Source organism: Streptomyces sp. NPDC058335 (assembly GCF_042723915.1).
GTDB lineage: Bacteria > Actinomycetota > Actinomycetes > Streptomycetales > Streptomycetaceae > Streptomyces.
Window position 1 is genome coordinate 1 of the sequence record NZ_JBHXHX010000033.1, and the last position, 13,437, is coordinate 13,437.

Annotated in this window: 10 protein-coding genes and 1 pseudogene; all 11 read right to left on the reverse strand. The window is 70.3% G+C overall.

From position 1 onward, the window contains the following. Positions 1 to 308 (reverse strand): annotated as a pseudogene (locus tag ACFWJX_RS38740) (glucose-6-phosphate isomerase); the annotation flags it as partial. 299 nt (positions 309 to 607) lie between these two features. Further along, positions 608 to 943, reverse strand: a complete 336-nt coding sequence (locus ACFWJX_RS38745) for an RNA polymerase-binding protein RbpA (protein ID WP_010352468.1) — start codon at positions 941 to 943, stop codon at positions 608 to 610. A 209-nt stretch (positions 944 to 1,152) separates the two neighbouring features. Then, a complete protein-coding gene (gene secG, locus ACFWJX_RS38750) occupies positions 1,153 to 1,389 on the reverse strand; it encodes a preprotein translocase subunit SecG (protein ID WP_383251512.1) in 237 nt (78 codons plus the stop codon). A 106-nt stretch (positions 1,390 to 1,495) separates the two neighbouring features. Continuing rightward, positions 1,496 to 2,272 (reverse strand): triose-phosphate isomerase, encoded by a 777-nt coding sequence (tpiA, locus tag ACFWJX_RS38755; protein ID WP_383251515.1) that lies wholly within the window; start codon positions 2,270 to 2,272, stop codon positions 1,496 to 1,498. 6 nt (positions 2,273 to 2,278) lie between these two features. Further along, a complete protein-coding gene (locus ACFWJX_RS38760) occupies positions 2,279 to 3,490 on the reverse strand; it encodes a phosphoglycerate kinase (protein ID WP_383251516.1) in 1,212 nt (403 codons plus the stop codon). 135 nt (positions 3,491 to 3,625) lie between these two features. Then, positions 3,626 to 4,636 carry a type I glyceraldehyde-3-phosphate dehydrogenase gene (gap, locus tag ACFWJX_RS38765; RefSeq protein WP_383251519.1) on the reverse strand — a complete coding sequence of 337 codons (1,011 nt, stop codon included), beginning with the start codon at positions 4,634 to 4,636 and terminating at the stop codon, positions 3,626 to 3,628. A gap of 261 nt (positions 4,637 to 4,897) precedes the next feature. Continuing rightward, the gene (locus ACFWJX_RS38770; protein ID WP_383251521.1) at positions 4,898 to 7,855 is read right to left on the reverse strand and encodes a M14 family zinc carboxypeptidase; all 2,958 of its coding nucleotides are present in this window, start codon (positions 7,853 to 7,855) and stop codon (positions 4,898 to 4,900) included. A 208-nt stretch (positions 7,856 to 8,063) separates the two neighbouring features. Then, positions 8,064 to 9,053 carry a DNA-binding protein WhiA gene (whiA, locus tag ACFWJX_RS38775; RefSeq protein WP_383251523.1) on the reverse strand — a complete coding sequence of 330 codons (990 nt, stop codon included), beginning with the start codon at positions 9,051 to 9,053 and terminating at the stop codon, positions 8,064 to 8,066. After that, entirely contained in the window at positions 9,044 to 10,111 is a 1,068-nt protein-coding gene (gene yvcK, locus ACFWJX_RS38780; protein WP_383251525.1) for a uridine diphosphate-N-acetylglucosamine-binding protein YvcK, read from the reverse strand. The genes whiA and yvcK overlap by 10 nt, the downstream gene beginning before the upstream one ends. Further along, positions 10,108 to 11,202 carry an RNase adapter RapZ gene (rapZ, locus tag ACFWJX_RS38785; protein ID WP_383251527.1) on the reverse strand — a complete coding sequence of 365 codons (1,095 nt, stop codon included), beginning with the start codon at positions 11,200 to 11,202 and terminating at the stop codon, positions 10,108 to 10,110. The genes yvcK and rapZ overlap by 4 nt, the downstream gene beginning before the upstream one ends. After that, entirely contained in the window at positions 11,199 to 13,313 is a 2,115-nt protein-coding gene (uvrC, locus tag ACFWJX_RS38790; protein WP_383251529.1) for an excinuclease ABC subunit UvrC, read from the reverse strand. Before uvrC ends, rapZ begins: the two co-directional genes overlap by 4 nt. Between the last annotated feature and the right edge of the window lie 124 nt (positions 13,314 to 13,437).

Genomic DNA, 13,437 nt, shown 5'->3' on the forward strand with positions numbered 1-13,437 from the left:
AGCGCGGTGTGCAGCACGGCCCGGTCCTCGGTGACGTTGATCCGCTCACCGCGGAACATCGCGTCACGCAGCTCGAACACGCCGGTGGCGGCGGCCAGCTCCCGCAGCAGCCGCAGCGTCTCGTCGGTGACGAGTTGCTTGGAGTAGTCGATGTGCAGGTCACCGACCCGCAGTGTGTACCCGCTGCCACGCCCGGGGTCGTCGGCGAACAGCTCGCGCAGCTGCACCTCGCCGAGTTCTTCACGGTGCTTGGCCAGAGCGGTCCACTCGGGCGTCTGGTTGAGCCTCGTACGGCCGTCTGCGTTCATGTCGGACCCAGCCCTCTTTTCTCACCTGTCCGTGCCGCGCATCTAGTCCCGCTGCGGTCCCAACCTAATTGATCAGCGCGTGACACGAGCTGTCGTAGGACCGCCCTGCGGTGCAACAACAGGTACGTCCTCGCGGCCCAGGGGTATCAGCGCGAGGACGAGAGGGTGAAGAAGGCGGGGCGGAAAGCAGCGCGGAGCGCCGCAGGGCAGCACGGACGACCCACCCGGCGGCGGCCCGCCGCCCGTGCGCGGTACAGGTGTGGCCAAGTACCTGTGGGCACCTGGCCGATGCTCAACTCCTAGATTTCGCCCCGCAGTTTGGCGAGGGCTTCGGCGAGGATCGCCTCGCCGTCCGCGTCGCTGCGCCGCTCCCGCACATAGGCGAGGTGCGTCTTGTAGGGCTCGGTGCGCGGCGGGGCCGGGGGGTTGTCCCGGTCCTGGCCGGCCGGGAAGCCGCAGCGCGGGCAGTCCCAGGTATCGGGCACCTGCGCGTCGCTGGCGAAGCTGGGCTGCGTCTCGTGCCCGTTGGAGCACCAGAAGGAGATGCGCAGACGCGGCGCGGACTCGCCGCGCTCGGCCTCGCCCATCGGCCCCGCCCCGACCCGGCTTCCTCGGATCGCGTTGCCACTTGCCACGGTCGTAACTCCCTGCGTGATGGTGCCGCGAAGCGAGTCGGCGTTTCGCTTCGCTGCGAGCGCCTCAGTCTACGTAAGGCCCAACGCGCGTCCAGTGATTGGAGCTACATCCCCCCACACGTAGACGCAAGCCCCATGATAGGCCGCGCTCAGCTGCGCGTACCGAACATGGGGCCTTACGTACGGAATGTGTGCCTGCGAGAGGCTGATCAGCTGTTCGTCTTCATCAGGAGGCCGAGAACGATGATGCTCGCGAACCAGAGCAGACCGACCACCACGGTGATGCGGTCGAGGTTGCGCTCGGCGACCGAGGAGCCGCCGACGGAGGACTGCATGCCGCCACCGAACATGTCGGAGAGACCGCCGCCCTTTCCCTTGTGCATCAGCACCAGCAGCATCAGCAGCAGGCTGAAGACGATCAGGGCGATCGAGAACCCCAAAACCACGGCTGGACCAACTTCCTCGGATTCGGATAACGACGGGGGCACAGCTTCTGCGCTGTGCCCCCGCAAGGGTACGACGGATCGCCGCTACCGCATACTCACAGCCCGGTCACTGATCGCGGAAGCGCACGATCTTGACGAACTCCTCGTGGTCCAGCGAGGCGCCGCCGACCAGCGCGCCGTCGATGTCGGCCTGCGCCATGATCTCGGCGACGTTGCCCGACTTCACGGAGCCGCCGTACTGGATGCGGATCTTGTCGGCCACGTCCTGGGAGTACAGCTCGGCGAGCTTCCCGCGGATGGCGGCGCAGACCTCCTGGGCGTCGTCGGCGCCGCAGACCTTGCCGGTTCCGATGGCCCACACCGGCTCGTAGGCGACCACGATGGTCTCGGCCTGCTCGGCCGGGACGTCCTTCAGACCACCCTCGACCTGGGCGAGGGTGTGCGAGACGTGGTTGCCCGCCTCGCGGACGTCCAGCTCCTCGCCGACACAGAGGATCGGGGTGAGGCCGTGCTTGTAGGCGGCCTTGACCTTGGCGTTCACCTGCTCGTCGGTCTCGCCGTGGTACTGGCGGCGCTCGGAGTGGCCGATCGCGACGTAGGTGCACCGCAGCTTGGCGAGCATCGCGCCGGAGATCTCGCCGGTGTAGGCGCCGCCGTCGTGCGCGGAGATGTCCTGGGCGCCGTACTTGATCTTGAGCTTGTCGTGCTCGACCAGCGTCTGCACGGAGCGCAGGTCGGTGAAGGGCGGCAGGACGGCGACCTCGACGGCCTCGTAGTCCTTGTCGGCCAGGGCGAAGGCGAGCTTCTGGGTGTGGGCGATGGCCTCGAGATGGTTGAGGTTCATCTTCCAGTTGCCCGCCATCAGTGGCGTACGGGTGCTCATGCGGGGTCAGTCCTCCAGTGCGGCGAGGCCGGGGAGCGTCTTGCCCTCGAGGTACTCGAGGGAGGCGCCGCCGCCGGTCGAGATGTGGCCGAATGCGTTCTCGTCGAAGCCCAGCAGGCGGACGGCCGCGGCGGAGTCGCCACCGCCGACGACCGTGAAGGCCGGGGAGTCGAGGAGGGCCTGGGCGACCGCCTTGGTGCCCTCGGCGTAGTCGGGGTGCTCGAAGACGCCCATCGGGCCGTTCCAGAAGACGGTGGCGGCGTCGGCGAGCTTCGAGGCGTACAGCTTGCGGGTCTCGGGGCCGATGTCCAGGCCCAGCTGGTCGGCGGGGATGGCGTCCGCGGCGACGGTGTTGGGGTGCCCCGGCGCCTTGGTCTTCAGGTCCGGGAACGCGGTGGAGGTCACCACGTCGACGGGGAGGACCAGCTCGACGCCGTTCTTCTGCGCCCGCTCGATGTACTCCTGGACGACCGGGATCTGGTCCTCCTGGAGCAGGGATGCGCCGACCTCGTACCCCTTGGCCTTGAGGAAGGTGAACACCATGCCACCGCCGATGAGGAGGCGGTCCGCCTTGCCGAGCAGCTGGTCGATCACGGCGAGCTTGTCGGAGACCTTGGAGCCGCCGAGGGCCACGACGTAGGGCCGCTTGACGTCCTCGGTCAGCTTCTTCAGGACGCCGACCTCGGTGGCGATGAGGTGGCCGGCGGCGTGCGGCAGCCGGGCCGGGAGGTCGAAGACCGACGCGTGCTTGCGGTGCACGGCGCCGAAGCCGTCGCCCACGTACACGTCGGCGAGTTCGGCCAGCCGGTCGGCGAAGGCGCCGCGCTCGGCGTCGTCCTTGGCCGTCTCGCCCGCGTTGAAGCGCAGGTTCTCGATGACGGCGACCTGGCCGTCGGCGAGGCCCGCGACGGTGGAGCGGGCGGAGTCGCCGACCGTGTCGGTCGCGAACGCCACGTCGGCGCCGAGCAGTTCACCCATGCGGGCGGCGGCCGGGGCGAGCGAGAAGGCGGGGTCCGGGGCGCCCTTGGGGCGGCCCAGGTGCGAGGCGACGACCACCCTGGCGCCCGCGTCCGCGAGGGCCTTGACGGTCGGGAGCACGGCTCGGATACGGCCGTCGTCGGTGATGGTGCCGCCGTCCAGCGGCACGTTGAGGTCGGCGCGGACGAAGACCCGCTTGCCGGCCACGCCTTCGGTGAGGAGTTCGTCGATCGTCTTCATGTAAGGGGCTCCCGGGAGGGCTGGTGTTGCTCCGTGATCGTAGACAGGGCCGATCTGCACGTGAGTCAGGGCCCGTGCGGCGCGTCCCTGCGCCGTCCGGGCCCTGCCTTCACATCGAGGTGCCTGCTCCGTCGATCAGAGCTGGTTGCCGACGAAGACCGTCAGGTCGACGAGGCGGTTGGAGTAACCCCACTCGTTGTCGTACCAGCCGAGGATCTTCACCGAGTTGCCCTCCTGGACCATGGTCAGGGAGGAGTCGAAGGTGCAGGAGGCCGGGTCGCCGACGATGTCCGAGGAGACGATCGGGTCCTCGGTGTAGGAAAGGTAGCCCTTGAGGTCGCCGTCGTCGGCGGCCTTCTTGAACGCGGCGTTGACCTCGTCCTTGGTGACCTCGCGCTGGAGGGTCACGACCAGGTCGGTGGCGGAGCCGGTCGGGACCGGGACGCGCATCGCGATGCCGTCGAGCTTGCCCTTGAGCTGGGGCAGGACCAGGGCGGTGGCCTTGGCGGCACCCGTCGTGGTCGGGATGATGTTCTCGGCGGCGGCGCGGGCGCGGCGCAGGTCCGAGTGCGGGAAGTCCAGGATGCGCTGGTCGTTGGTGTACGCGTGGACCGTCGTCATCAGACCCTTGACGATGCCGAAGTTCTCGTCGAGGACCTTGGCCATCGGCGCCACACAGTTGGTGGTGCAGGAGGCGTTGGAGATGACGTGGTGGTTGGCCGCGTCGTACTTGTCCTGGTTGACGCCCATCACGATGGTGATGTCCTCGTCCTTGGCCGGAGCCGAGATGAGGACCTTCTTGGCGCCGCCGGCGATGTGCTTCTCGGCGTCGGCCTTCTTCGTGAAGATGCCCGTCGACTCGATCACGATGTCGACGCCGAGGTCGCCCCACGGGATGTCGGCGGGGTTGCGCTCGGACAGGACCTTGATGGTGTGGCCGTCGACGGTGATCGTGTCGGCGGTGTGCGACACCTCGGCCTTCAGGCGGCCCAGGATGGTGTCGTACTTGAGCAGGTGAGCGGTTGTCGCGGTGTCACCCAGGTCGTTGACAGCCACGATCTCGATGCCAGCACCCTGCTCCAGCAGCGCGCGGAAGTAGTTACGACCGATGCGGCCAAAGCCGTTGATGCCTACGCGGATCGTCACGAACCGATCTCCTCGTTGGTACGCCGGCCACGAGGTGCCGGCGAGCTGTATTTGGGATGTCCCCGACCACCCACGACCCTACCTCTCCGAGACCGCCGGGGTGACATCGAGTTGGCCCATACACGGCAGTGCGGCCCGTACCCACCAGTAGGGGTACGGACCGCCCCGCCACGAAGGGCCCGATCAGGGCCGTTCACCCGATTCGGTCACGCCGTGTCACAGCGGTTTGACCTCAGCGTGTCGCTCGGCGCCCGGTCGGTGTCAGTCGTCAAGTGAGTCGAGGGCCTTTCCGATGAGCGCGGCGCGGTCGGCCGCGGCGGTGACGTGCTCCAGGCCGAAGCCCAGCAGCACGGTGTCGTCGGTGGTGACCGCACCGTAGGTCTGGAACAGCGTGCCGGTGCGTGCCCAGTCCTTCAGGACGGCCGGGCTGCCCGGGGGCGGTCCGGCGACCTGCCAGGCGCCGAGAGAGGTCTCGAAGCCCTCGGTCTGGGTGGCGGTGCCGCCGACGACGAGCGAGGCGTCGTCGGCGAGGACGCCGTGACCGCCGCTGCCCGGGTCGGTGACATAGCTGAGCGAGACCTCGACGGACTTGCCGGCGTAGGCGCTCAGGTCGAAGTTGACCTGCTGCCAGCCGCTGGAGGCGCCGGTGAGGGCGTTCCACGAGCCGGTGGTGCCGGTCGCGGTGCACTCGTTCGAGGTCAGGGTCAGGTAGTGGCGGAGCTGGGGGTGCTCCCCGATGTAGTAGCCGGCTCCGCATTCGGCGGGTACGGCGGTGTCGGTGGCGCCGCCGGTCTCGGGCAGCGTCGTCCAGTCGTCGGCCCCGACCGTGTGGATCTCGACCAGCGCGTTGTCGTAGCCGGGTTCGGTGTCCCACAGGAGCTGGGTACGCAGGGCGGGCCGGTCGGCGGCGGTGACGCCGGTGAGGTCGATGGTGCGGGTGAGGCGCTTGTAGGCGTCGTCGGTGTGCACGGCGGCCGCCATGGACGTGCCCGCGTAGGGCCCGTACGGGTTGACGGTCCCGGCGAACTGTCCCGCGCCCTCGCTCGCGAACTGCGGATGCGTGGAGGCGGGCAGCTCGTCGGAGGTGACGCCGTAGGTGCCGGCCCGGTCCAGCGGGTTGCCGGGGGCGCCGGCGAGCAGGCCGGAGTACCCGTCGAGCGCTCCGGAGCCGGTGAATCCGGTGGCGCCGGGGGTGGACGTACGGGAGTAGGCGCCCAGGTAGTACTGGCTGAAGTCGTTGGACGGGGTGCCGTCGCCGAGGTCGACGTTGCCGCCGGCCAGTTCACCGGCCTCGATGAGCTTGCCGCCCTCGTTGAGGAAGGCGCGCAGTTCGAGCTGGGTCGGGTTGCCGGGGACGCCGGCGCCCGTGTAGTGGACGACCGTGCCGAAGTGGCTCAGCACGCCGAGCGCGTCGGGCGGGCCCTGCGCGGCGACGTCCCAGACGATCGCCTTCCGGCCGTTGGCCTTCAGCGCGTCGACGTAGGTCTGCGCCTGTGCGGCGGTCGCGCCCTCCTCGGCGACGACGAGGGTGTCGGCCCGCGGCCGCTCGGCGATCGTGTAGGTGAAGTGCGAGCTGGAGACCTTCTTGCCGCCGCTCGTCTCGCCGGTGAACCACACCTCGACCTCGTCGCCGGGTTCGCCGTCCTGGACCTTCGCCCGGTACTCGTCGTAGAAGAGGTTGTCCTCACCGCCGAAGGTCTCGCCGCCCTGCCAGGGCCTGAGCGCCTGGTCGTGGGTGCGGCCGCCGTTCACGCGGTACCTGAGTTCCTTGTCGCGGACCGCCTTCCGTACGACGACGGAGACCTCCTGGTCGGCGCCGCGCGAGTACGACGTGGTGAAGCCGGCCGGGGTGAAGTCCGCGGCGCTCAGGCCGACCGAGGACTTCGGCCGGTCGGGACGGGCAGCGCTCTCCGCGACGGACAGCGCGAACGGGACGTTCTTCGCGAACTCCTGCTGGATCAGCTTCTCGTCGTCCGGGAAGTTGAACACCGACTGGCAGTCGGCGGCGTTCCACTGGTCGTCCGGAGACAGGTTCGACACCGTCTGGCAGGTCGACATCTCGGGGGTGAACATCGCCGTGCCGTTGACGTTGGAGGCGTGCCCGTCGGCCTCGCCGTTGGTGGTGTACAGCTCCGAGGAGACCTGCGGGAGGTAGCCGGGGACGGCGGAGTTCTCCGGGGTTCCGGCGAGCGCCTCGTAGACGATGTCGTCGGGGGTGTCCGTGGCGACCTGCCAGCCGACGCCGTAGAGGAGGAGTTCGGCCGCGGAGTGGTAGTTGATGCCGTAGGCGAAGCCGATGCGCTTCTCGAAGGCGTCCAGCGCCTTGGTCTCGGGCTCGGAGTTCGGGCCCGCGCCGCGGTAGGTCTGGCTGGTGGGGTTGGGGGACGAACCCTCGTCGTCGTAGCCCCACTTGTAGGCGAAGTTGCGGTTGAGGTCGACGCCGTCGCCGGTGCGGATCTCACCGTCGGCGTTGACGTCCCGCAGGTTCTTGCGCCACAGGCGGTTCGCGGAGTCCTGGAAGGTGTAGTCGTAACCGTCGGGGTTGGCCGACAGGACGAACCACAGCTCGGTCGAGTCGACGAGCTTCTTGACGCGCTGGTCGGTCTTGTAGCTGTCGAGGTAATGGTGCATCAGCCGCCGCGTCATCTCCGGGGTGATCCACTCGCGCGCGTGCTGGTTGGACAGGTACAGCACCGACGGCTTGGAGCCGTCCTTTGACTTCTTCGCGTTCTTGGTGAGCTTGAGCGCGAGGATGTCCTGGCCGCGGACCGTCTTGCCGATGGAGACGACCTTCGTGAGGCCGGGGTTCTCCTGGGCGGTGCGGAGGATCTCCTCCTTGAGGCCGCCACTGCCGCTGTACGGCCGGAACACACCGTCGGCGGCGGCCTCCACACGGTTCTCGGCCTTGGCCGAGAGGGAGTGCTCGGTGAGCGGGACGCCCTGCTTCTCCAGCTTCTTCGCCTGGTCGTCGGTGAGGTACACCTCGACGGTGGCGGTGCCCTGTTCGGGCGCCCGCTCACTGAGTTCGTGGCCGTCCTGACCGGCCGCCAGCAGCAGGGGTACCTGCTGCTTGGTGACCTCGGCGCGGAAGACCTTGACCTCGTCCGCGTCGGACTTGTCCGATGAACTTCCGGACTGTGCCTGGGCGATGGGTGCGATGCTCGCTCCGCCGATCAGGAGCGCGCCGACAGCGAGGATCGATCTCGCTCTACGTCTCATGAACCCCCCTTGCGTGAGTCCGCCACAGCAGCGAACACAGTCAGGCTCATGACTCTTCATGATCGAGTCAAGGGTGCGTCAAGAAGGTGTCGCGGTAGGGAAGTTGCTCTCGGCACGGGGGTTTCAGGAGTGACAGCGCCGGTGCCGACGACCCTCGAGGGGTGTCGGCACCGGCGTGTCGGCGAACCGTCGGGCGCCGGTGGGCTGCTCAGCCCACCAGGTTGTCGGCGAGGTCCTCGCTGAGGTTGGCGTCCGTGCCGGGGATGCCGAGGTCCGAGGCCCGCTTGTCGGCCATCGCGAGCAGCCGGCGGATCCGGCCGGCGACCGCGTCCTTGGTGAGCGGCGGGTCGGCGAGCGCGCCCAGCTCCTCCAGGGAGGCCTGCTTGTGGTCCATGCGCAGCCGGCCTGCCGCCGCGAGGTGCTCGGGCACCTCTTCGCCGAGGATCTCCAGGGCCCGCTGGACGCGGGCACCGGCGGCGACGGCGGCTCGGGCGGAGCGGCGCAGGTTGGCGTCGTCGAAGTTGGCGAGCCGGTTCGCCGTGGCGCGCACCTCGCGGCGCATCCGGCGCTCCTCCCAGGCCAGCACCGACTCATGGGCACCGAGGCGGGTGAGCAGCGCGCCGATCGCGTCGCCGTCGCGGACCACGACCCGGTCGACCCCGCGGACCTCGCGGGCCTTCGCGGCGATCGACAGCCGGCGGGCGGCCCCGACCAGCGCGAGCGCGGCCTCCGGACCCGGGCAGGTGACCTCCAGGGAGGAGGACCGGCCGGGCTCGGTGAGCGAGCCGTGCGCCAGGAAGGCCCCGCGCCAGGCCGCCTCCGCGTCACAGGTGGCGCCGGACACCACCTGCGGGGGCAGTCCGCGGATGGGGCGCCCGCGGCCGTCCACCAGGCCGGTCTGGCGGGCCAGCTGGTCACCGCCCGCGACCACCCGGACGACGTAACGCGAGCCGCGGCGCAGACCGCCGGGCGCCATCACGATCAGCTCCGAGCTGTGGCCGAAGATCTCCAGGATGTCCCGCTTGAGCCGGCGGGCCGCCATCGCCGTGTCCAGCTCCGCCTCGATCACAATGCGCCCGCTCACCAGGTGGAGGCCGCCGGCGAACCGCAGGATGGCGGAGACCTCCGCCTTTCTGCAGCAGGTCCGGGTGACGGGGAGCCGGGAGATCTCGTCCTTCACCGCTGCCGTCATCGCCATGGGCCGATCCTTCCATGCATCCGAAAAATACGGTCGTACGCGGCGGCCAACAGCTCCGGGTCGTGCCTCGGGGTCCCATCGGGCCGGGCCACCGGCGCCAGCTCGACCGCGGCCCCGAACCGTTTGGCGGCATCGGTCAGGGAGTCCCGGTCGGGCACGGCGGCCTCGTCGGCCAGCACCACGTCCAGGGCGAGTTTAGGGGCGTGTCGTCCCAAAACCTCCAAATGACGCTGCGGGGAGAAGCCCTCGGTTTCTCCCGGTTGCGGCGCGAGGTTGAGGGAGAGTACCCGGCGGGCCTTCGTCTCGGTGAGCGCGTCCAGCAGTTCGGGCACCAGCAGGTGCGGGATGACCGAGGAGAACCAGGAGCCGGGGCCGAGCACCACCCAGTCCGCGTCGAGGACGGCCGCCACCGCCTCCGGGACGGCCGGCGGGTCGGGCGGCACCAGGTGCACGGACTGCACCTCGCCGGTGGTGAGCGCGACGGTCGCCTGCCCGCGCACGGTGTCGACGTCCTCGGGGCGGGCCGGATCGTGCCCCTTGACCAGCGCCTGGAGTTCCAGCGGTACGGCGGACATGGGCAGCACGCGTCCGTGCGCGCCGAGCAGCTTGCCGACCAGGTCCAGGGCCTGGACATGGTCGCCGAGCTGCTCCCAGAGGGCGACGATCAGCAGATTGCCGACCGCGTGGCCGTTGATCTCGCCCTGCGACTGGAAGCGGTGCTGGATGACCCGGGCCCAGGTCTGGCCCCAGTCGTCGTCGCCGCACAGGGCGGCCAGGGCCTTGCGCAGGTCGCCGGGCGGCAGTACGCCCAGCTCGTCGCGCAGGCGCCCGCTGGAACCGCCGTCGTCGGCCACCGTGACGACACCGGTGAGGTCGCCGGTGATCCGGCGCAGTGCGGTGAGCGAGGCGGACAGACCCATGCCGCCACCGAGGGCGACGACCTTGGGCTGGGTGCCGCGACGGCGCGGTTTGCCGCCGCGGGCCTCGACCGGCCGGCTCGTGCGCCCTTCGAGCGCCGTTCTGCGCAGCCGGCCCAGCCGCGGAGCACGTCCTGTCATTCCCGTCCCATGTCCCGGTGCACGACCACCGTCTCCACGCCCTCGGCCACGAGGCGCGCGGCGAGCTTCTCCGACATCGCGACCGAGCGGTGCTTGCCGCCCGTACAGCCGACCGCGATGGTCACGTAGCGCTTGCCCTCCCGGCGGTAGCCCGCGGCGACCAGCTGGAGGAGTTCGGCGTACCGGTCGAGGAACTCCTTCGCGCCGGGCTGGTTCAGGACGTACGCGGAGACCTCCTCGTTCAGCCCGGTGAAGGGGCGCAGCTCCGGGACCCAGTGCGGGTTGGGCAGGAAGCGCATGTCCACGACCAGGTCGGCGTCCACGGGGAGGCCGTACTTGAAGCCGAAGGACATCACGGTGGCCCGCAGTTCGGGCTCCGAGTCGCCGGCGAACTGGGCGTCCATCTTGGCACGCAGCTCGTGCACGTTGAGGCTGGAGGTGTCGATCACCAGGTCGGCGTCGCCGCGCAGCTCGCGCAGCAGCTCGCGCTCGGCGGCGATGCCGTCGACGATGCGGCCGTCGCCCTGGAGGGGGTGCGGGCGGCGCACCGACTCGAAGCGGCGCACCAGGGCGTCGTCGGAGGACTCCAGGAACACGATCCGCCGGGTGACGCCCTTGGCCTCCAGGTCGGCGAGGGACTCGCGGAGGTTGTCGAAGAAGCGGCGGCCGCGCACGTCGACGACGACCGCGATCCGCGCCACGTTGCCCTGGGAGCGGGCGCCCAGCTCCACCATGGTGGGGATCAGCGCGGGCGGGAGGTTGTCGACGACGAACCAGCCGAGGTCCTCCAGACACTTGGCGGCCGTCGAGCGGCCGGCCCCGGACATGCCGGAGATGATCACCAGCTCGGGGATGGCCGCCTCGGGGATCCCGGGCGGCGTGACGTCGGTACTCACCTGTGCTCCGTCTTCGTGACCTGCGGTGTTCGCGGCGCTGGGGGCGTCCGCGGGGTGTTCGGGCCCGGCGGGGTCGGCGCCCTGCCGGGGGGCGGCCGTGGGGGCCGCTGTGGGCTGCGCGGCGGGCGGGCCCGTGGGCGGCGCCGTGGGCGTGGGTTCTGGTTCCGGTGTGGGCTGTGCGTCGTGCTCGGTCATGTCTCCTGCCCCCGTCGGTCTTCCGGGGCGCCCGCGGCCACGGGCTCCCCGGGGGAGCCCGGCATCGTGCCGGACTCCTCCTCATCCATGATCTCTCCGGTCGCCGTGTTCACGGCGGGTGCGGTCGGAGCCGCCTGGGCGAAGGCCGCGACGATCGTCTCGGCCGTCTTGCGGCCTATGCCCGGCACCTCGCAGATCTGGTCGATCGTCGCGGAACGCAGTCTCTTCATCGAACCGAAGTGCTTGACGAGCGCCTGCTTGCGCGTCTCGCCGAGCCCCGGCACGTCGTCCAGCGGGCCGGCGCGGAACCGCTTGGCCCGCTTGGTCCGCTGGTAGGTGATCGCGAAGCGGTGGGCCTCGTCACGGACCCGCTGGAGCAGGTAGAGGCCCTCGCTGGTGCGGGGCAGGACGACCGGATCGTCGTCGTCCGGCAGCCAGACCTCCTCCAGGCGCTTGGCGAGGCCGCAGACGGCGATGTCGTCGATGCCCAGCTCGTCCAGCGCCCGCTTGGCCGCCGCCACCTGCGGCTGTCCGCCGTCGACGACGACGAGCTGCGGCGGGTAGGCGAACCGCTTGGGCCGGCCGTCGTCCTCGGTGAGGCTGCTGGCGATCGGGGCTCCGGCGGCTCCGGCGGTGATCTCGGCGGAGCCGTCCGTGGCGTCAGCGGTGTCGGCGTCGTCCGTGTCTCCGTCGACCCACTCCCCCGTCCGCTCCTTGTCGGCGAGATAGCGGCGGAAGCGGCGGGTGATCACCTCGTGCATGGAACGGACGTCGTCCTGGCCCTCGAAGCCCTTGATCTGGAAGCGGCGGTACTCGCTCTTGCGGGCCAGGCCGTCCTCGAAGACGACCATGGAGGCCACGACGTCGTCGCCCTGCAGATGCGAGATGTCGTAGCACTCGATCCTGAGCGGGGCGCTGTCCAGGTCGAGGGCCTCGGCGATCTCCTCCAGCGCACGCGAGCGCGTGGTGAGGTCGGAGGCGCGCTTGGTCTTGTGCAGGACGAGGCCGTGCTGGGCGTTGCGCTCGACGGTCTCCATCAGGGCCCGCTTGTCGCCGCGCTGCGGGATGCGCAGCGAGACGTTGGACCCGCGGCGGGCGGTGAGCCACTCCTGGACCGGCTCCAGCGGGTCGGGCAGGGCGGGGACCAGCACCTCCTTGGGCACCGCGTCGCCGGTCTCCTCGCCGTAGAGCTGCTGGAGGGCGTGCTCGACGAGGGCGCCGGTGGTGATCTCCTCGACCTTGTCGGTGACCCAGCCGCGCTGGCCGCGGACGCGTCCGCCGCGCACGTGGAAGATCTGGACGGCCGCCTCCAGCTCGTCCTCGGCGACCGCGATCAGGTCGGCGTCGGTCGCGTCGGCGAGCACGACCGCGTTCTTCTCCATGGCCTTCCTCAGGGCCTCTATGTCGTCGCGCAGGCGGGCGGCCCGCTCGTACTCCATCTCCTCGGCCGCCTCCGTCATCTGCTTCTCCAGACGGCGGAGGTAGGTGCCGGTGCGGCCGGTCATGAAGTCGCAGAACTCGTCCGCCAGCTCCCAGTGGTCGTCGGGCGAGATCCGGCCGACGCAGGGCGCGGAACACTTGCCGATGTAGCCGAGGAGACAGGGCCGGCCGGTGCGGGAGGCGTTCTTGAAGACGCCGGCCGAGCAGGTGCGGACCGGGAAGACCCGCAGGAGCAGGTCGACGGTGTCCCGGATCGCCCACGCGTGCGCGTACGGCCCGAAGTACCTGACGCCCTTCTTCTTGTGCCCGCGCATCACCTGCACGCGCGGGAACTCGTCGTTCATCGTCACCGCGAGGTACGGGTAGCTCTTGTCGTCGCGGTACTTGACGTTGAACCGGGGGTCGTACTCCTTGATCCACGAGTACTCCAGCTGGAGCGCCTCGACCTCCGTGGACACCACGGTCCACTCCACGGACGCGGCCGTGGTGACCATCGCGTGGGTGCGCGGGTGGAGGCCCGCCAGGTCCTGGAAGTAGTTCGCCAGGCGCTGGCGCAGGCTTTTCGCCTTTCCGACGTAGATCACCCGGCGGTGCTCGTCGCGGAATCGGTACACCCCGGGAGAGTCGGGGATCTGTCCCGGCTTGGGGCGGTAGCTGGAGGGGTCGGCCATGTCTCACACCCTACTGGCGCGCGGTGACAGTCCGACGGGGCCGTGGACAACGGCGCGGGGCGTCCGGGGCGGCGACGGGGACGCGGGCGAGGGCTCCGACTCGGCCACGGCTGCGCCGCGTTCC

Coding starts and splice junctions, on each gene's coding strand:
- yvcK (WP_383251525.1), bottom strand. CDS start 10,111: ATGACAGGACGTGCTCCGCGGCTGGGCCGGCTGCGCAGAACGGCGCTC.
- ACFWJX_RS38760 (WP_383251516.1), bottom strand. CDS start 3,490: ATGAAGACGATCGACGAACTCCTCACCGAAGGCGTGGCCGGCAAGCGG.
- ACFWJX_RS38770 (WP_383251521.1), bottom strand. CDS start 7,855: ATGAGACGTAGAGCGAGATCGATCCTCGCTGTCGGCGCGCTCCTGATC.
- uvrC (WP_383251529.1), bottom strand. CDS start 13,313: ATGGCCGACCCCTCCAGCTACCGCCCCAAGCCGGGACAGATCCCCGAC.
- whiA (WP_383251523.1), bottom strand. CDS start 9,053: ATGGCGATGACGGCAGCGGTGAAGGACGAGATCTCCCGGCTCCCCGTC.
- rapZ (WP_383251527.1), bottom strand. CDS start 11,202: ATGACCGAGCACGACGCACAGCCCACACCGGAACCAGAACCCACGCCC.
- tpiA (WP_383251515.1), bottom strand. CDS start 2,272: ATGAGCACCCGTACGCCACTGATGGCGGGCAACTGGAAGATGAACCTC.